The following is a 17,589-nucleotide window of genomic DNA, read 5'->3' as shown; positions in this document are numbered from 1 at the left end:
AAGAATGGTCCTCCAATCATCTGCGCGCGGGAATCGCCCGGCATCTGGCGCAGTTGTACGTCTCAAACGCCGTCCTGAACCACCCTTCCAGGAGCACCCTTGCCTTCCGCACCCCCGAAGCATGAGATCAGCCGCGAGAACCGAGTCGTCGTCACGGTCCTCGTCATCGCCGCATTCGTCGTCATCCTCAACGAGACGATCATGAACGTGGCCCTGCCGCGCCTCATGGCGGAGCTCAGCGTGGACGCCTCGACGGTCCAGTGGCTCGCGACCGCGTTCATGCTGACCATGTCGGTGGTCATCCCCACCACAGGCTTCGTGCTGCAGCGCCTGACCACCCGCACGGTCTACCTCCTCGCGATGGGCCTCTTCAGTGCGGGCACGCTGCTCGCAGCCCTCGCCCCCGGATTCGGCGTCCTGCTCCTCGCCCGCGTCGTGCAGGCCTCGGGCACCGCGATCATGATGCCGCTGCTCATGACGAGCGTGCTGACCCTCATCCCGGTCGCGCGCCGGGGCCAGGTCATGGGGACCGTGAGCATCGTGATCTCGGTGGCACCCGCCGTGGGACCCACCCTGTCAGGCCTCATCCTCCAATTCTTCTCCTGGCGCTTCATGTTCCTCACGGTCCTCCCGATCGCCGTCGCGGCGCTCGTGTTCGGCGCCTCCAAGCTGCGGGGCGCCCCGGAGGGGGAGAAGCCACGCCTCGACCTCCTCTCGGTGGTCCTGAGCGTGCCCGCGTTCGGCGGAGTCGTGTACGGCCTCAGCCAGCTGGGCGGCGAAGGATCCGGCGGGCCGGGACCGGTGCTGCCGCTCGTGGTTGGGGCCGTGGCCCTAGCAGCTTTCGTCCTGCGGCAGCTTGCGCTGCAGAAGTCCGGCTCGCCGCTGCTGGACCTGCGGGCCTTCGCACATCCCATGTACACCATCGCGACCGCACTGCTGATGGTGGGCATGATGGCGCTGTTCGGCATGGTGATCCTCCTGCCGCTGTACCTCCAGCAGCTGCGCGGGCTCGACACCCTGTCCACCGGCCTCCTGCTCCTGCCGGGCGGCCTCGTGATGGGGCTCCTGGCCCCCACGGTGGGGAAGTGGTTCGACCGCGTCGGGCCCCTGCCGCTGACGCTCACGGGGACCTCGCTCATCACGGCGGTGCTGTTCGCGTTCAGCTTCCTCGCCCCGGACACCTCAGTGTGGCTCGTCCTCGGCCTGCACGTCGTGATGTCGCTGGGACTCGCGCTCCTGTTCACCCCGACCTTCACGAGCGGCCTCAACCCGCTCCCACGCCGCCTCTACAGCCATGGATCGGCAATCCTGAGCACGCTCCAGCAGGTGGCCGGGGCGGCGGGGACGGCGCTCCTCGTGGCAGTCATGGCCAGCACGGCGCACTCGGCGGCGAGCACGCTTCCTTCTGCGGACGCGGCGATGGCCGGCTTCCGTGCCGCCTTCCTCGTCGCCGGCGCTGCCGGTGCGGCGGCGGTGGTCCTCGCAGCCTTCCTGCGCAACCGCCCGTCACTCGAGGACGATCACGGCAGCCCGGCAGCGGGACCAGATGCCGAGGTCACCACCGAGACTCCAGCGGAAACCACCCCACGGGGCTGAGAACCGACATTCCCGTCTCGGCATACTCGCTCTCTGGAATACAGGACCTGAACATTCCATAGATGGAATACGTCAGGGTGCCGAGAAGCCGCCGTCCGCATGGAGGAGCTGGCCGTTGACCCAGCCGCCGGCCTCGCTCAGCAGGAAACCCACGACGCCGCCCACGTCGGCCGCGGTGCCGAGCCGTCCCCACGGCTGCCTCGCGGTCAGCGCGCGGCGAGTGTCCTCGTCCATCCACCCGGTGTCCACGGGTCCGGGGTTCACGGCGTTCGCGGCGATGCCGAGAGGTGCGAGTTCCCGGGCCGCGGCCAGCACGATCCTGTCGAGCGCTCCCTTGCTGGCTCCGTACGGGAGGTTGTGCACCGTGTGGTCCGAGGTCAGCGCGACGATCCGGCCCAGACCCGCGAGCTCGGGCGGGAACTGCTCCGCGAAGGCCTTCACGAGGAGCCAGGACGCCCTCGCGTTGACCGCGACGTGTCTGTCGAAGGACTCCGTGCTCGTCGTCAGGATCCCCGAGTCCACGGACTCGGCGTGGCTCAGGACCATCGCGCGGACCGGCCGCCCCGCCCCCGCATCTGACAGCAGCCGGGCGGGGACGCCGGGGTCGGTCAGGTCCGCCTCGACGACTGATACGGCAGCGCCCAGCAGCTCGAGCTCCGCGGCGAGCCGGCCGACGTCGTGCGTCTGGACGCCCCACGGCATGCGCGCGTCGTAGGGGGAGTAGTACGACAAGGCGAGGTCCCAGCCCTGGCGTGCGAGCTCGCGGGCGATGCCCGCGCCGATCCCCACGGCCCTGCCGACCCCCGTCACGAGCGCCAGCGGCCTGCCCGTCCCCTCCATCGCGCCCTGCATCTCGGCCATCCGCCCATGCTAGGCGCCACTCTGCGCCAGACGCCGGACCCTCCACAGACTGTGCACTTCCGGGGGAAAGTTATCCACAGACTGTGGGAAAACCCGTGGATACCGGCTGGTCACCGTGAAGAACACCGCTGTAAGTTATCCACGCGGTGGACAAGGGTGTGGACAGAGGACCCGGGGGAGCGAGCTCAGCCCTCGAACCCGTCGACCACAAGGTCCTGGTACTCCGGGTGCCGCTTGAGGAAGGCGCGCACATAGGGGCAGTAGGGGCGGATGCGCTGTCCCTTGGACCGCACATCGTCTAGGGCGAAGGTCACGAGGCGGCTCGCGAGCCCCAGCCCCGAGTAGCCGTCGCTGACCTCGGTGTGGTCGAACGCCACGACCGCGCCCTCCTCCTTGAGCCGGTACTGGGCAAACCCGACCGTCGCCTCGCCCACGTGCACCTCGTAGCGGTGACGCTGCTCGGCGTGGACGAAGTGGGCGGCATGACGGGCGGCGGTCGATTCCTCAGGCGTGTCCTGCACTGCGGTCATGGGATTCCTTTCTGTCTGCGCGCTGCCGGTGCGCGCGCTCGGACGCGGTCTCAGCCTCACGTGGGGAAGTGGGGGAGCCGGGAGGGGCCCCTCGCCGCCGGTGAGGCCCACGACCGGGGCGAACCGGGCGGCGTCGTCCTCGCCGACTGCCGCCGCCTCGACCCCGATCTGGGCGTTCCACGCGGATCGGTACGCGACGATCTCCTCGTGCGAGCGGCCGACGAAGTTCCACCACATCGTGATCTCCTCGCCGAAGGGAGGCCCTCCGAGGATCACCGCGCGCAGCGGCACCCGGCCCGGGTTGCGGAGGCGGAGGCGGGCGCGCCCGGGGGAGAGGTAGGCGAGGTGGGCGCCCGCGATCCGCTCGCCGTCCACCTCGGCGTCGCCGCCGTCGGGTAGGACCGCGTGCTCGAACTCGGGCTCGACCGCGAAGTCCACGGCGGCACCGGGTTCGAGGACGAGCTCGGCGCCGAGGATCGCGCTGTAGGTCAGCACCGGGGAGGCAGAACCGTGGAGCTCGCCGAGGAAGACCCGCAGCTCGCCGAGCCGCGCCCCGTCGTCGGCCTCGAGCACGACGGCGCGCGGCACGTAGCGCTCGAAGCCCGGCGCAGCGTTCCGGAAGGGTTCGGGGAGGGCGGTCCACAGCTGCACGCCGTGCAGGACGGTGGTGGATGGGGTGGAGTACTCGGAGTGGTTGATGCCCCGTCCGGCCGTCATCAGATTGAGCTCGCCGGGCCTGACCATCGCCTGGTGCCCCGCGCTGTCCCGGTGCTCGATCTCGCCCGTGAAGAGCCAGCTGACGGTCTGCAGGCCGGTGTGGGGGTGTGGCGGTACACGCATGCCGCCCGTGGTCGAGACGTCGTCGGGGCCGTAGTGGTCGAGGAAGCACCAGGCACCTACCAAGGAGCGCTGTTTCGACGGCAGCGTCCTGCGCACCGGCATCGCGCGCGGTCCGCCGAGGGGCACATCGCGCGGCTCGATCACCTCGACGCCGGGCGGCGCCGGGGACTCGGCGCAGAGGGTCTCGGGGGGATCGAGTTCAAGATTGCTCATGGCCGCACCTTCATGGCCAGAGCCTACGCCGGGGCGCCGACAAAGAGCAGGGCCCCTGCCCCTAGGCGCCGATGAAGTCCTCGAGCCGGACCACGGTGAGTCCGGCGGCGAGATGGGCGGCGCGGAAGGCCGCCAGGTCCGCGGCGAACTCCTCGCGGAAGTGCATGAGCACGATGTCCCCGGGGCGCAGCGCATTTCCGTACTGGTAGTCCATCTTGCCGGCGTTCGCCTTCGTCTCCCAGTGGATGATCGCCTTGAGCCCGGCGTCCGCCACCGCCTTCCGCATCGTGCTCGAGTACGCTCCGCCGGGTGGCCGGAAGAGGGTCGGCGCGACGCCGTAGGTCGCGGCGATGTAGTCCTTCATCCCCTTGATCTCGCCCAGCTGGTAGGCATATGCCTTGGTGCTCATAGACGTGTCGTGGCTGAGGGTGTGGTCCTGGATGCGGTCGCCGGTCTTCTGGAAATCCGTGAAGAACCCGGGGTTGTCGCCCATGGCCGACTTCGCGAGGAACAGGGTCGCCGGGTAGTCGTACTGGGTGAGCAGTGCCAGGGACTCGGGATGCTTCACGGCGCCGTCGTCAATCGTGAGGAAGACGACCGGCTGGCTCGTCGCCACTCGCGTGATGACGGGGGCGAGCCCGCCTTGGACCGGCGGGATCGTGTAGTCGGAGACGAAGCGCGGCCGTGTGGGGGTTGGCGTGGAGGTGGGCGACGGCGTGGGGGTGGGGGACGGGGTCGGCGTGGCGGTTCCCGCAGAGGGAGTACTCCCCCCGGAATCTCCATCGGACAACGCCGCCGGGGCGATGTCGTCGCAGCCGGCGGCTGCAGCGCCGATCATCCCGGCCAGGCCCGCGAGGAGTGCCCGCCGACTCACGCGCGGTGCGTCCACCGCTGCCTCCTTCTCCACGCCGCCCAGCGGCGGCTTTGTGCTGATCATAGGTCAGTGCCCGGGCTTTCCTCCGTCAAGCCATGCCCCGCTGTTCCCACAGCGTTGTCCACTTTCCAACAGGGGTTATGCCCAAGGTTGTCCACAGCTGGGGAAAACCTGGGCCGGTGGGCAGCGTGCGCTCCAGCATCCCGCCATCCGCGGCACGGAGTCCGGTGAACTACAGGGATGTAAGTTACGCACACTGTGGATAAGTCCTGTGGATTGACGCTTGACCGCCGGGGGATGCGAGGCGTACCGTCGAAGTATTCAACCAGAAGGTTGATCAACGGATAAGTTGATTGCAGTTGACTGCACCGCATCGTCCGTCCCCCCTTTCGGGGAAGGGACGGACGGCAGACCGGAGGAACGCCATGGCTTCGTCGACTCCCGCTTCCGCGGACCTGGAGACTGCAGCCGCGGACGAGGACCAGCTCAACCGCGCCTTCGCGGCGCTGTCCGATCCGCTGCGGCGGAAGCTCGTGGCACGGCTCGCCCATGGCGACGCGACCGTGAACGAACTGGCCGAGCCGTTCACCGTGACCCTCCAGGCCGTGTCCAAGCACCTCAAGGTGCTCGAGGACGCTGGCCTCATCACCCGCAGGCGCGACGCGCAGCGCCGCCCCTGCCATCTGGAACCCAGCGCATTCGGCCCCCTCGCCCTGTGGATCGAGGCGTACCGGGATCGGACCGAGGAGAAGTACCGCCGCCTCGACGCCCTCCTGGCCGCCGAGGAAGGAAACCAGCCATGACCACCACCACCAACACCACCGACATTCGGGCGGACGCAGGCTCGCCCTACATCGACATCGTCCGGGAGTTCGACGCACCGCGGGAACGCGTCTTCCGCGCCCACTGCGATCCGGAGCTCTTCGCCCAATGGATCGGCCCCGACCGGCTAGAGACGGTCATCGAGCACATGGAGGCGCGCACCGGAGGCTCCTACCGCTTCGTCCAGCGGGACCCGTCCGGAGGGGAGTACGCCTTCCGCGGCTCCTTCCACGAGGTCGTCGAACCCAGCCGCGTCGTCATGACGTTCGAGTTCGAGGGCGCGCCCGGACACGTCGAGATGGACACGAGCACGTTCACGGACCTGCCGGGAGGCCGCTGCCGGCTGGAGATCCATTCGACCTACGAGTCCGTGGAGGACCGCGACGCGATGCTCGCCGCCGGGATGGAGGGCGGCGTCACGGAAGGCTACGCGAAGCTCGACGCGCTGCTGGCGGACGGCGCCCTCTGAACAGACCCGATTCCCGGGTCCCGGCTCGGTCCACAGCCGTCCACAGGGTCGGGGGCAAAGTTGTCCCCAGCATGGGGACGGCCGCCCGTGGACAGGCGCCCAACGACCCGGGATTCGGCCGCCAGCCCCGTCCTGCCGGGGATACGGGCCAGTAACTACAGTCCTGTAAGTTGTGCACAGTGTGGAAAACCCCTGTGGATAGGTCCACAGGGGTTCTCGTTCAGCCCCTTCCGAGGCTGTGCACTTCTACGCAGCCACACCGCCCGGCCCGAGGTCGAGGGCGGCCACCCGCACCACAGTGACGACGGCAAGCACGACGGCGATCGCCACCATCCCGCCCACCTGCACGGGCGTGCGGAGACGGCCGCGCGGCGCATAGGCGATGGCAGCAGTGGCGAGGGCCCCCGTGACGAGGCCGCCGAGGTGCGCCTGCCAGGCGATCTGTGGGATGACGAACCCCAGGACCGCGTTGATGGCGATGAGGACGAGGAGCTGGCGCGAATCGCCTCCGCGCTGGCGCATCACCACGAACAGGGCGCCGAAGAGGCCGAACACCGCCCCCGAGGCGCCCACCACCCCGCCGAGGCCCGGCGGGGTGAGCAGGAAGTACCCGACTGAGCCGCCGACCGCCGAGAGCAGGTACACCGCGAGGAACCGGACGCGCCCGAGCACCGGCTCGAGCGCCTGCCCGAAGATCCACAGCGTGTACATGTTCACCACGATGTGGAGCACGAACGACTGCGCGTGCAGGAAGGCGCTCGTGAGCATCCGGTAGGGCTCGATCCCCGTCAGCAGGGTCGCGTAGGCGAAGTCCTGGTAGACGGCGTCGTTCGGGATGACCCACTGCAGCACGTAGACGAGGGCGCACGCTGCAATGAGCGCGAACGTGACCACCGGGCGGCCGCCCGGCCGGGCGGTGCCGCCGTAGACGGTCCGCGTCGAGGACTGCGCGCTGAGCTCGCGGACGCAGTCGACGCACTGGAAGCCCACGGCGGCCGGACGCTGGCACTCTGGGCACGCCGGCCGGCCGCACCGCTGGCAGCTCACATAGGAGACGCGGTCAGGGTGACGGGGGCAGACCGGGACGGCCTCCGGCCCGGCCGGGCTTCCATAGCTCACAGTTCGTCTGTCCAGTGCTTGTCAGTGCAGGGGGCCGTGCGGCCCTAGAGCTGCTCGACGTCGATCGACGAGATGACGACGTCCTCGACCGGACGGTCCTGCATCCCGGTGCGCACGCCCTCGATCTCGTCGACGACCTTCTTGGACGCGTCGTCCGCGACCTCGCCGAAGATGGTGTGCTTGCCGTGGAGCCAGCTCGTGTCCACCGTGGTGATGAAGAACTGCGAGCCGTTGGTGCCCTTGCCGCCCTGGATGCCGGCGTTGGCCATCGCGAGCTTGTAGGGCTCCTTGAAGGTCAGCTCGGGGTGGATCTCGTCGTCGAAGCGGTAGCCGGGGCCGCCGATGCCCTTGCCCAGGGGATCGCCGCCCTGGATCATGAAGTCCCTGATGATGCGGTGGAAGATCGTGCCGTTGTAGAGGGGCGTGCCGGTCTTGTCCTCGCCCGTCTCGGGGTGCGTCCACGCCTGCTCGCCGGTGGCGAGGCCCACGAAGTTCTTGACGGTCTTCGGCGCGTGGTTGCCGAAGAGGTTGACCACGATGTCGCCGTGGTTCGTGTGGATGGTTGCCTTGGCAGTTGCGATAGCGCTCATGGCCCACATTCTTCCACGGGGCACGTGGGGGTTTCCGGGGAGTCCTCAGGTTCCGCGCTCGGTGAAATCGGGTAACTGTACGGTGTCGCCGGGCGCGGGACCATAGCCCGCGCGCCTGACGTCAACGTAGGCTGGCGTTGGTTCCAGCACATTCCGGAGGTAGCCGTGAAGAAATCAGTCGAGAAGAGCCTGAACAGTACGGAAGCGATCGCCCGCGATGTTGTGCGGGACATCGAACAGAACGTGACCGCCGGCATCGAGACCGCCAGGGACTGGGCGCAGCCTCGGGTCGACGCAGCAGTCCAGTGGGCCGTCCCCCGGATCCAGGAGGGTCTTGACTCCGCGTCGCCGAAGATCCAGGAGGGCCTGAAGTCGGCGGCCCACAACCTCGCCGAAGGGGTCGCGACCGTCACCCCGAGGATCCAGGAGGGCCTGTCCCAGCTCGCCCCCCGCATCACCGATGCGGTGGACAGCGCAGCTCCCCGCCTCCATGGCGCCGTCGACAAGGCGGCGCCCGCCATCAAGGACGCCGCGGACCAGTACCTGCCCAAGATCTCTGAGGGCATCGCGCACGCCGCCGAGTCGGTGAACCGAGGGCTCGCCGTCGCGCCGTCCCGCGTCGACGCCGTTGCCCAGCGCCTCGCCGAGTCCGGCGTCGTCCGGCAGGCGGACGCCGCCGCGAAGGAGGCGGTCGTCGCCGCACAGAAGGCCGCGCACCGGGCGTCGGAGCAGCTCGTCCAGCCCAAGAAGAAGAAGGGCCGGGGCCTGCTCGTCTTCGGCGTCGTCGCAGCCGCGGTGGCCGCCGGCGTCGCGGCGTGGAAGGCTGCCAAGCCGGTCGAGGACCCGTGGAAGACCCCGGTTCCGGTCCAGCCCGCGGGGGGCGCGGCGTCGTCCGCGAGCACCTCCTCGGCGAGCACTCCCGCGCCGGTCCCGGCCAGCGGCACCTCCACGGGCGCTGGCACCTCCACGGGCGCCGTGGGGGCCACGGCTGTCGCCGGTGCCGGCACCCCGACCGAGACGATCCCCGCCTCGGAGGCGTCGCTGACCGAGAACGCCCCGCTGTCCGAGACGGTCGCTGCCCAGGAGGCCGCCGACACCACCGCGTCCACGGCGGCAGAGGCCGAGGCCGAGGCAGCGTTCGACGCCGGCCAGGCCGCGGTGCTCGAGGAGGCACCGGAGCAGGCTGCCGACTCCGAGCGGGCCGACGCCGAGACCGCTGCTGCGGACACCAGCTCGGACTCGCTCGGCGAGGGCAAGCACGTCGCCGAGGACCCGTCCTCCGCCATGCGCTCGGTCCACGAGGCCGCCCAACGCGAGAACGGCAAGGGCGAGAACGGCAAGGGCGGCTCCGCCTCCTGACCCGGGCACGCCGCTCTCCCGGGAGCGGCCGTCACCCCCCGAAGCGGGCCCCGTCATTTTGACGGGGCCCGCTTCACTGCCCGGGCGCTTTGCTAGATTTGTGGATGATGCCTCCCCAACCCGCCGCCTCCCCGACGACGACCCCGGCACCGCCGAGCGTGTCGATCGTCATCCCGGCGTACAACGAGGAGAGCGTGATCCGGCAGTGTGTCACGGCCGCGATTTACCAGTCGGTCCCGGCGCACGAGATCATCGTCGTGGACAACCTGTCCAAGGACACGACGGCGCAGATCGTCCGCCAGCTCGCGCAGGAGTACCCGGAATCGCCCATCCGCCTCCTGACGCAGGACAGGGAACAGGGCCTCATCCCCACCCGGAACTTCGGCCTCGACAGCGCGACCGGGGACGTCCTGGGACGGATCGACGCCGATTCCCTCCTCGAGCCTGACTGGGTCGAGGAGGTCCAGCGGGCTTTCATGGACCCGGAGGTCCAGGCCGCGACCGGCCCGGTGATCTACTACGACATGCCGATGCGCCGCTTTGGGCTCAAGGCCGACGACAAGGTCCGCCAGCTCCTGCTCAAGCTCTCGCGCCACGAGTACCACTTCCTCTTCGGCTCCAACATGGCGATCCGCCGCACTGCGTGGGAGACCATCCGCGGCTCGACCTGCCGCGACGAGAAGGACGAGATGCACGAGGACATCGACCTGTCCCTGCATCTGGCCGAGCACGGCCTGAAGATCCAGTACTGGCCCGAGATGGTCTCTGGCATGTCCGCGAGGCGGCTCGAGGACTCGCCCAAGGACTACCGCTACTACGTCCAGCGCTTCGACCGCACCTACAAGGCGCACAACATCAAGAAGATCGCCCTCCGGGCCCCGATGGCCGTGATCTTCTCGGTGTACTATCCCGCCAAACTGCTCCGCGCGATCCACTCGGCCAACCAGCCTGCGGTCAAGCGGGGCGGCATCTAGCCCGAGGACGGCGCAGGGAGGCAGCGATGGCGGCCGGGCAGCAGAGCGAGGCGGAGCACCACGCGCTCGCGCTGTGGGCCGCCGACTGTGCCGAGCGCGTGCTGCCGCTGTTCGAGCGGGAGAGGCACGACGACGCCCGGCCGCGCCACGCGGTCGAGGCAGCCCGGGCGTGGCTCAGGGGGGAGATCGAGGTTGCCCAGGCGCGCGCCGCAGCCATGGCCGCGCACGACGCCGCCCAGGCGGCCCAGTCGGCCGCCGCCCGTTCCGCCGCCCGGGCAGCCGAGCATGCCGCCGCGACAGCACACGTCGCGAGCCACGCGAAGAAGGCGGCCTCCTACGCCGACCGGGCTGAGCGGGAGGGCGCCGGTGGCAGCTGAGCGCAGACATCCACGCCGGTTGAGCGCAGACACCCACGCCGGTTGAGCGCAGTCGAAACCCACGCCGGCTGACCGCAGACACCCACGCCGGTTGAGCGCAGTCGAAACCCACGCCGGCTGACCGCAGACACCCACGCCGGTTGAGCGCAGTCGAAACCCACGCCGGTTGAGCGCAGTCGAAACCCCGGCCGCCTCAGTCCGCGCCGAGCTCCGCCTGCGCGCGGGCCTCGCGCCGCGTGCGGCGCTGCCCGAGCACCACGACCGCGAGCCCGGCGAGGATGAGCCCGAGGCCGGCATAGATCCCGGCGGGGAGCACCTCGCCGAGGAACGCGGCGGCGAGCAGGGCAGCCCCGGGGATCTCGAGCAGGATGAACATCGACACCACGAGGGGGCTCAGCGTCGCCACGAGGTAGTTGAACGCAGTATGGCCTACGAGCTGCGCAGCGACGGTGATTGCCAGGATCCCCGCCCAGCCCGCAGGCTCGAATCCCGTGAGCCGCTGACCGGTGGCCAGCGCCATGACCGCGACGAGGGCGGCGCAGAGCCCGTAGCACAGGGCTGTGTAGGTTCCCGTGCCCATCGTCTGGCGGGCCTTGCCGCCGGCCATCGTGTAGAGGCCGGCGAGGATTCCGCCAGCGAGGGCGAGGACATCGCCTAGGAGCGCCTGGGGCGAGGACCCGAGGTCCAGACCGGTGATGGCGACCACGCCCGCGAAGGCGAGCCCGAGTCCCACGAGCACGGGCACGGGGAGACGGCGGCCGCGCAGGAGCCCGAACACGGCGATCCAGCCGGACTGGAGGCACACGAGCGCAGTCGAGGCCGCGACGGACGTGAGAGTGAGGGAGCCGATGAAGCACACGAAGTGGAACGCGAGCGCGACCCCGGCCATCGCCGACCAGAAGTACTCGCGCCTCCTGAGCCGCCCGAACTGCCGAGGGTTCCGGACGGCGACCGGCGCCGCCATGACAACGGCGGCGATCGCGTTGCGCCAGAACGCGATCGCGAGGGCCGTCACGGACGTCCCGGCGAGCGTCGCCGCGATGAGCGGCCCGGACGCGGAGACGCCCAGGACGCCGAGCACGACGACAAGGGGGATCACCCGCCCACTCTAGTACCGCCGTCGGGCGCCGAGCCGTCCGCCAGTACCGCCGCAGGCCCCGGCTGTGGTTCTCTGGTGCGGTGGGCTCCATGGGTTCCTCCCGGCTGAAGACGCGGCGCGGACGCTTCGGGCTCCTCGCGGTGCTCGCGCTCCTGCTCGCCGCGGTGCTGGTCGCCACGGTGCTGGTTGTCGGGTGGCTCGTCACGGGCCGCACATCGTCGGTGCCGTACGCGGGGCCGGCCCTGTACCCGGCACCGCAGCACATCTCGGGCGACGGCGCGGCGCTGGACTTCTCCGGGAAGGTCACCCTCGTCATGGACGAGACCACGGACGGAGCGGCGCGAACGGCCCTCGACACGCTCGTGAGGGAGGTCGCCCGGGAGGTTGCTACGACGACATCCGCGCCGCAGGGCGACGCGTCCGCGGCGGGCACGGTCGTGTACCTCGGCACCCAGCACAGCGGCGGCGGTCCGCTCGAGGATGCTCTCAGGGGGGTGCGGTCCGCGGCCGACGACGGCAGCCGCACGGCCGCGCTGGGCCGTCCGGAGGGCTATGTGGTCGCCACCGGGACGGTGTCGGGGCGGCCCACGGCGGTCCTGGCCGGCGCCGACCCCCCGGGCACCTTCTACGCCGTCCAGTCGCTGCGCCGCCTCCTGGACGGCGGGCGGCTCGCCGCGGTGAGCGTCGCCGACTGGCCGCTCATGGGGACGCGCGGGGTGATCGAGGGCTTCTACGGCTTCCCCTGGTCGAGCGAGGCCCGCTCGGCCGTGCTCGATGCAATGGCGCGGTCGAAGATGAACACGTTCGTCTACTCGCCCAAGGACGACCCGTATCTGCGCGCCCGCTGGCGCGATCCGTACCCGGACGACGCCATCGGCGAGATCCGCGATCTCGTCGCGGCCGGCCAGCGCAACCACATCGACGTGGCCTATGCTCTCTCCCCGGGCCTCGACATCTGCTATTCCCGCGCCTCTGACCTCGACACGGCGGCGGCCAAGATTGCGTCGGTCCACGCCCTCGGGATCCGCCAGTTCGTGATTCCGCTGGATGACATCGGCGGCGGCCTCACGTGCCCAGAGGACCGCAGCCGGTTCACCGCGGGCGGCTCGGCCGGGCTCGCGCAGGCGCAGGCCTGGTTCCTCAACCGCCTGCGCGACCGGCTCGAGGCCGACCTGCCCGGCCTCGCCCCGCTCCAGATGGTGCCGACCGAGTACAGCGGGGCCGAGACGAGCCGGTACAAGTCGCGGCTCGGCCGGGACCTCGACGCTCGCATCATCGTGCAGTGGACGGGCGAGGAGATCGTCTCGCACAGGATCACCTCGGCCTCGGCCAGCGCGGCACGAAATACCTATGGGGCACCCGGGAAGGCTCGCAGCATCCTGGTGTGGGACAACTTCCCCGTCAACGACTTCGCCCAGGACCGCCTGTTCCTGAGCGCCGTCGAGGAACGGGACGGCGACCTCTACAAGAGCCTCGTGGGCATGGTCTCGAACCCGATGATCCAGCCGTACGCCTCCCTGCCGGGCATCGCGACGTACGCGGACATGACCTGGAACGGGCCGGCCTATGACCCGGCCGCCTCACTCGACGCCGCGCTTGCCGACCTCGCGGGCGGGGACGCCGACGCCCTCGCCGCCCTCCGGGCCTTCACCGACCTGAACCAGAACTGGCAGCTCGACTACCACCCGCACCCCGCGCCCGCGCTGTCCCAGGATGTGGACGCGTTCTGGTCCGCCTACCGCTCCGGGCGCACGACGCCGGCCGGGCTGGCCGAGCGCGCGCGCCTCCTCGAGCGGGTGCCCCAGCTCCTGACGCACCTCCGCCAGCCCGGGTACGCCACCGATGTCGCGGCGTGGTCCGCCGCCGCGGCGCACTACGGGACGGCGATCGCCAGCGCGGTGCGCATGCTGGGGGCGGTGCACGACGGCGACGCCGGCGCTGCCGACGCAGCCCGGTCCGCCACACTCGCGGCGCGGGACGCCGCCGTTGTGCGCGCCCAGCCGACCCTCGACCGGGGAACGGTGGTGGCGGTGACGGGGGACGGCGTCGTCCAGCAGTTCCTCGACGAGGCGCTGAAGGAGTACGCGAACGCGTTCGGCGGGTGAGCCCTTCTTCATGGGCCACGGGAGCGGCGCGCGCCCGGAGATGCGGAAGGACCCGGCACCGTGGGTGCCGGGTCCTTCCCTGTGGGTGGAGGCAAGGGGACTCGAACCCCTAACCCCCTGCTTGCAAAGCAGGTGCGCTACCAATTGCGCCATGCCCCCGCTGCCCGCGGACGGTGCTACTCGACCGTGTCGGTCGAACCGCTCCAGATGTCCTTCTGGGCTTCGGACTCCTTCGCCTTCCGATACAGGAAAGCGCCCGCAAGAGCGGCGATCACGACTGCGATCATTCTCTTCACGGGCACCTCCGATGCCGGTAAGCAGGGTCCGTGGGCGTACCAGGACTTGAACCTGGGACCTCTTCGTTATCAGCGAAGCGCTCTAACCGCCTGAGCTATACGCCCCTGTGGCCCTCGGGCCGAGACATGACTCTACAGCACATCCCAGCCCGCGGCCAAATCGCCATTGCCGGCGCGGGCGGGTCTCAGTCGTCGGTGAGGGTCACGCCGATGCCGCCCACGAGCGTCGCCGAGATGTTGTACAGAACGGCCGTCAGCATCGCGAGCGCGGTGAGGAGCACGACGTTCACCACGGCGATGATGGTCGCGAACGAGGCCACCTGCCCGAGGGAGGCGACCTTCTTGAGGTCGAACCCTCCGCTCTCCGCGCCGGCGACCTCGCCGAGCAGTCCGTTGATCTTGTCGAAGATCCCGGTGACGTCGAGGATCGTCCACAGGACGATCGACGCGACAACGGTGACGATGCCGAGCGCGACCGAGAGCAGGAAGGCCATCTTGAGCACCGACCACGTGTCGACCTTGCTCACGATCAGCCGGGCACGCCGCTGCTTCGCCTTGGGCGCGGGACGGACGAGCGTGGGCTGGCCGGGGCGCTGGTTCGGGCGCGGGCCCGCGGGACGCTGCTGGGCGGCCGGACGCTGCTGCGCGGCGGTCGCCGTGAGCGGCCGCTCGGCCGGACGCTGGGGGGCGTTCGACGGCGGCGCCGAGGGCCGCTGGGGCGGGCGCGACGGGGGTGCCGCCTGCGGGTAGCCGCCGCTGGACGACGGCGCGTTCTCGGGCGTGCTCACTCGTTACCTCCCGGATTCTGGTCCTGGTCTCCAGCCAACGTTACGGCATCCGCCTGCTCCGGGGCATCGTCGGACTGCCTGCTGGACTCCTCGGCGGTTGCCTCTGGGGACCCCTCGCCGGCCTGGCCGTCAGCAGCTTCCTCGCCCGGCTCCTCGCCGAGGGCCCGCTCGCTGTTCCTGGCCACGGCGATGATGCGGTCGCCCTTGTCCGGCTTGGCGAAGATGACGCCCATCGTGTCGCGCCCCTTGGCGGGGACGCCGGTGACGGCGGAGCGGACCACCTTGCCGCCCTCCATGACCACGAGCGCCTCGTCCTCCTCCTGGACGATGAGGGCTCCGACGAGGTGCCCGCGCTCCTCCTGGTACTTGCCGACCTTGATGCCCAGGCCGCCGCGGCCCTGCACCCGGTACTCCTCGACCGAGGTCCGCTTGGCGTAGCCGCCCTCGGTCACGATGAAGACGAAGGACCCCTCGGTCACGACGTCGGCGGTGAGGAGCTCATCGTCGTCACGGAACTTCATGCCGGTCACGCCGCTCGTCGCACGGCCCATGGGGCGCAGCGCGTCGTCGTCGGCCGTGAACCGCAGGGACTGGCCGTGCCGGGAGACGAGCATGAGGTCGTCCGTCTCGCTCACGAGCTGGGCGGACACCACCTCGTCGCCGTCGCGCAGGTTGATCGCGATGACGCCGGCAGAGCGGTTCGTGTCGTAGTCCTCGAGGCGGGTCTTCTTCACGAGGCCGCCCTTGGTCGCCAGGACCAGGTAGGGGGCCTGCTGGTAGTCGCGCAGGTCCAGGACCTGGGCGATCCGCTCGTCGGGCTGGAACGCGAGCAGGTTCGCCACGTGCTGGCCCTTCGCGTCGCGCCCGCCCTCGGCGAGCTCGTACGCCTTGGCCCTGTACACGCGCCCGAGGTTGGTGAAGAAGAGGAGCCAGTGGTGCGTCGTCGTGACGAAGAAGTGCTCGACCACGTCGTCCCCGCGCAGCTGGGCGCCGCGCACGCCCTTGCCGCCGCGGATCTGCTGGCGGTACTGGTCGCTGCGGGTGCGCTTGACGTAGCCGCCGCGGGTGATGGTGACGACCATCTCCTCCTCGGGGATGAGGTCCTCGACGCTCATGTCCCCGTCGAATCCGGCCACGATGCGGGTGCGGCGGTCGTCGCCGTACTTCTCGACGATCCCGGTGAGCTCCTCCGAGATGATCTGCCGCTGGCGCGCCGGGTCCGCGAGGATCGCGTTGTACTCCGCGATGAGGGCCTCGAGCTCGTTGTGCTCGTCGACGATCTTCTGCCGCTCGAGGGCCGCGAGACGGCGCAGCTGCATGTCGAGGATGGCCTGCGCCTGGATGTCGTCGATCTCGAGGAGCGACTTGAGGCCCTCGCGGGCCTCGTCCACGGTGGGGGATCGGCGGATGAGGGCAATGACCTCGTCGAGCATGTCGAGGGCCTTCAGGAGGGCACGCAGGATGTGCATGCGCTCCTCGGCCTTGCGCAGCCGGAACCGGGTGCGCCGGACGATCACGTCGATCTGGTGGGTGACCCAGTGCCGCACGAAGGCGTCGAGCGAGAGCGTGCGGGGCACGCCGTCGACGATCGCGAGCATGTTCGCGGCGAAGTTGTCCTGAAGCTGGGTGTGCTTGTACAGGTTGTTGAGCACGACCTTGGCCACGGCGTCGCGCTTGAGCACGATCACGAGGCGCTGGCCGGTCCGGCCGGAGGTCTCGTCGCGGAGGTCGGCGATGCCGCCGATCTTGCCGTCCTTGACGAGCTCGGCGATCTTCATCGCGAGGTTGTCCGGGTTCGCCATGTACGGCAGCTCGGTGACCACGAGGCACGTGCGGCCCTGGATCTCCTCGACGTTGACCACGGCACGCATGGTGATGGAGCCGCGGCCCGTGCGGTACGCCTCCTCGATGCCCCTGCGGCCCAGGATCGTCGCGCCGGTGGGGAAGTCGGGGCCCTTGACGCGCACCAGGAGGGCCTCGAGGAGCTCCTCCCGGGTGGCCTCGGGGTTCTCGAGGTACCACTGGACGCCGTCGGCCACCTCGCGCAGGTTGTGCGGCGGGATGTTGGTGGCCATGCCGACCGCGATGCCGGAGGAGCCGTTGACGAGCAGGTTCGGGAACCGGGCCGGGAGGACCGTGGGCTCCTGGTTCTTGCCGTCGTAGTTGTCCTGGAAGTCGACGGTCTCCTCGTCGATGTCCCGGACCATCTCCATGGCCAGCGGGGCCATCTTGGTCTCGGTGTAGCGGGGGGCGGCGGCGCCGTCGTTGCCGGGGGAGCCGAAGTTCCCCTGGCCGAGGGCCAGCGGGTACCGCATGACCCAGTCCTGGATGAGGCGGACGAGGGCGTCGTAGATCGCCATGTCGCCGTGGGGGTGGTACGTGCCCATGACGTCGCCGACCACGCGCGCGCACTTGTTGAACGCGCGGTCGGGGCGGTAGCCGCCGTCGAACATCGCGTACAGGACGCGGCGGTGCACGGGCTTGAGCCCGTCGCGGACGTCCGGCAGGGCGCGGCCCACGATGACCGCCATCGCGTAGTCCAGATAGGACCGCTGCATCTCGGTCTGCAGGTCGACCTGCTCGACACGGTCCAGCAGGACGCCCTCGACGGGGAAGCCGCCAGCCTCGGTGCCGTCGCCGGAGCCGGGGTTCTCGGGAGTCTCGTCGCTCACAGATT

At 70.2% G+C, this 17,589-nt stretch carries 16 protein-coding genes and 2 tRNA genes; 7 read left to right on the top strand and 11 right to left on the bottom strand.

Annotation, left to right across the window (positions count from 1 at the left end):
• Positions 1-99: 99 nt before the first annotated feature.
• Positions 100-1,596, top strand: a complete 1,497-nt coding sequence (locus CGQ25_RS17220; protein ID WP_255405416.1) for a DHA2 family efflux MFS transporter permease subunit — start codon at positions 100-102, stop codon at positions 1,594-1,596.
• Positions 1,597-1,668: 72 nt separating this feature from the next.
• On the opposite strand, the gene CGQ25_RS17215 is transcribed toward CGQ25_RS17220, so the two are convergent.
• The 3 genes from CGQ25_RS17215 to CGQ25_RS17205 all read right to left on the bottom strand — a co-directional run bounded on the left by CGQ25_RS17215 (position 1,669) and on the right by CGQ25_RS17205 (position 4,929).
• Positions 1,669-2,457 carry an SDR family oxidoreductase gene (locus CGQ25_RS17215; RefSeq protein WP_255405415.1) on the bottom strand — a complete coding sequence of 263 codons (789 nt, stop codon included), beginning with the start codon at positions 2,455-2,457 and terminating at the stop codon, positions 1,669-1,671.
• Positions 2,458-2,642: 185 nt separating this feature from the next.
• The gene (locus CGQ25_RS17210) at positions 2,643-4,040 is read right to left on the bottom strand and encodes a bifunctional pirin family protein/GNAT family N-acetyltransferase (protein ID WP_208711026.1); all 1,398 of its coding nucleotides are present in this window, start codon (positions 4,038-4,040) and stop codon (positions 2,643-2,645) included.
• Positions 4,041-4,101: 61 nt separating this feature from the next.
• The gene (locus CGQ25_RS17205) at positions 4,102-4,929 is read right to left on the bottom strand and encodes a polysaccharide deacetylase family protein (protein ID WP_255405414.1); all 828 of its coding nucleotides are present in this window, start codon (positions 4,927-4,929) and stop codon (positions 4,102-4,104) included.
• A gap of 410 nt (positions 4,930-5,339) precedes the next feature.
• On the opposite strand from CGQ25_RS17205, the gene CGQ25_RS17200 reads away from it, so the two are divergent.
• Together CGQ25_RS17200 and CGQ25_RS17195 are read left to right on the top strand one after the other, a co-directional pair.
• Positions 5,340-5,717, top strand: coding sequence for a helix-turn-helix transcriptional regulator (locus CGQ25_RS17200; protein WP_208711025.1), 378 nt, complete (start codon positions 5,340-5,342; stop codon positions 5,715-5,717).
• Positions 5,714-6,205, top strand: a complete 492-nt coding sequence (locus CGQ25_RS17195; RefSeq protein ID WP_208711024.1) for an SRPBCC family protein — start codon at positions 5,714-5,716, stop codon at positions 6,203-6,205. The genes CGQ25_RS17200 and CGQ25_RS17195 overlap by 4 nt, the downstream gene beginning before the upstream one ends.
• Before the next feature lie 246 nt (positions 6,206-6,451).
• On the opposite strand, the gene CGQ25_RS17190 is transcribed toward CGQ25_RS17195, so the two are convergent.
• Together CGQ25_RS17190 and CGQ25_RS17185 are read right to left on the bottom strand one after the other, a co-directional pair.
• Positions 6,452-7,324 carry a rhomboid family intramembrane serine protease gene (locus CGQ25_RS17190; protein ID WP_208711023.1) on the bottom strand — a complete coding sequence of 291 codons (873 nt, stop codon included), beginning with the start codon at positions 7,322-7,324 and terminating at the stop codon, positions 6,452-6,454.
• Positions 7,325-7,368: 44 nt separating this feature from the next.
• A complete protein-coding gene (locus CGQ25_RS17185; RefSeq protein WP_208711022.1) occupies positions 7,369-7,914 on the bottom strand; it encodes a peptidylprolyl isomerase in 546 nt (181 codons plus the stop codon).
• A gap of 165 nt (positions 7,915-8,079) precedes the next feature.
• Here CGQ25_RS17185 and CGQ25_RS18745 point away from each other — a divergent pair, with 165 nt between their 5' ends.
• From CGQ25_RS18745 to CGQ25_RS17170, 3 genes are all read left to right on the top strand, one after another.
• Positions 8,080-9,273 carry a hypothetical protein gene (locus tag CGQ25_RS18745; RefSeq protein ID WP_208711021.1) on the top strand — a complete coding sequence of 398 codons (1,194 nt, stop codon included), beginning with the start codon at positions 8,080-8,082 and terminating at the stop codon, positions 9,271-9,273.
• Between the two features lie 107 nt (positions 9,274-9,380).
• Positions 9,381-10,247: a glycosyltransferase family 2 protein gene (locus CGQ25_RS17175; RefSeq protein ID WP_255405413.1), complete on the top strand. Its 867-nt coding sequence runs from the start codon at positions 9,381-9,383 to the stop codon at positions 10,245-10,247.
• Positions 10,248-10,273: 26 nt separating this feature from the next.
• Positions 10,274-10,624, top strand: a complete 351-nt coding sequence (locus tag CGQ25_RS17170) for a putative immunity protein (RefSeq protein WP_208711019.1) — start codon at positions 10,274-10,276, stop codon at positions 10,622-10,624.
• 193 nt (positions 10,625-10,817) lie between these two features.
• Here CGQ25_RS17170 and CGQ25_RS17165 read toward each other — a convergent pair whose 3' ends face one another.
• Entirely contained in the window at positions 10,818-11,723 is a 906-nt protein-coding gene (locus tag CGQ25_RS17165) for a DMT family transporter (RefSeq protein ID WP_208711018.1), read from the bottom strand.
• Between the two features lie 89 nt (positions 11,724-11,812).
• Between CGQ25_RS17165 and CGQ25_RS17160 the strand changes: the two genes are divergently transcribed.
• Positions 11,813-13,828 (top strand): beta-N-acetylglucosaminidase domain-containing protein, encoded by a 2,016-nt coding sequence (locus CGQ25_RS17160; RefSeq protein WP_208711017.1) that lies wholly within the window; start codon positions 11,813-11,815, stop codon positions 13,826-13,828.
• 86 nt (positions 13,829-13,914) lie between these two features.
• Here CGQ25_RS17160 and CGQ25_RS17155 read toward each other — a convergent pair.
• The 5 genes from CGQ25_RS17155 to gyrA form a co-directional block, all read right to left on the bottom strand.
• Positions 13,915-13,987, bottom strand: a tRNA-Ala gene (locus tag CGQ25_RS17155).
• A 17-nt stretch (positions 13,988-14,004) separates the two neighbouring features.
• Positions 14,005-14,115, bottom strand: a complete 111-nt coding sequence (locus CGQ25_RS18335; protein WP_255405811.1) for a DLW-39 family protein — start codon at positions 14,113-14,115, stop codon at positions 14,005-14,007.
• Positions 14,116-14,155: 40 nt separating this feature from the next.
• Positions 14,156-14,229 (bottom strand) — tRNA-Ile (locus tag CGQ25_RS17150).
• 80 nt (positions 14,230-14,309) lie between these two features.
• Positions 14,310-14,912 carry a DUF3566 domain-containing protein gene (locus tag CGQ25_RS17145; RefSeq protein WP_208711016.1) on the bottom strand — a complete coding sequence of 201 codons (603 nt, stop codon included), beginning with the start codon at positions 14,910-14,912 and terminating at the stop codon, positions 14,310-14,312.
• Complete coding sequence (gene gyrA, locus CGQ25_RS17140; RefSeq protein WP_208711015.1) at positions 14,909-17,584, bottom strand: DNA gyrase subunit A; 2,676 nt, start codon at positions 17,582-17,584, stop codon at positions 14,909-14,911. The genes CGQ25_RS17145 and gyrA overlap by 4 nt, the downstream gene beginning before the upstream one ends.
• Positions 17,585-17,589: the final 5 nt, after the last annotated feature.

The organism is Sinomonas sp. R1AF57, assembly GCF_002224485.1.
Taxonomy (GTDB): Bacteria; Actinomycetota; Actinomycetes; order Actinomycetales; family Micrococcaceae; genus Sinomonas; species Sinomonas flava.
Note: the sequence above shows the minus strand (reverse complement) of the source record. Positions and strands in the feature narration are given on the sequence as shown.

Coding starts and splice junctions, on each gene's coding strand:
- CGQ25_RS17215 (WP_255405415.1), bottom strand. CDS start 2,457: ATGGCCGAGATGCAGGGCGCGATGGAGGGGACGGGCAGGCCGCTGGCG.
- CGQ25_RS17210 (WP_208711026.1), bottom strand. CDS start 4,040: ATGAGCAATCTTGAACTCGATCCCCCCGAGACCCTCTGCGCCGAGTCC.
- CGQ25_RS17200 (WP_208711025.1), top strand. CDS start 5,340: ATGGCTTCGTCGACTCCCGCTTCCGCGGACCTGGAGACTGCAGCCGCG.
- CGQ25_RS17195 (WP_208711024.1), top strand. CDS start 5,714: ATGACCACCACCACCAACACCACCGACATTCGGGCGGACGCAGGCTCG.
- CGQ25_RS17185 (WP_208711022.1), bottom strand. CDS start 7,914: ATGAGCGCTATCGCAACTGCCAAGGCAACCATCCACACGAACCACGGC.
- CGQ25_RS17175 (WP_255405413.1), top strand. CDS start 9,381: ATGCCTCCCCAACCCGCCGCCTCCCCGACGACGACCCCGGCACCGCCG.
- CGQ25_RS17170 (WP_208711019.1), top strand. CDS start 10,274: ATGGCGGCCGGGCAGCAGAGCGAGGCGGAGCACCACGCGCTCGCGCTG.
- CGQ25_RS17160 (WP_208711017.1), top strand. CDS start 11,813: ATGGGTTCCTCCCGGCTGAAGACGCGGCGCGGACGCTTCGGGCTCCTC.
- CGQ25_RS18335 (WP_255405811.1), bottom strand. CDS start 14,115: ATGATCGCAGTCGTGATCGCCGCTCTTGCGGGCGCTTTCCTGTATCGG.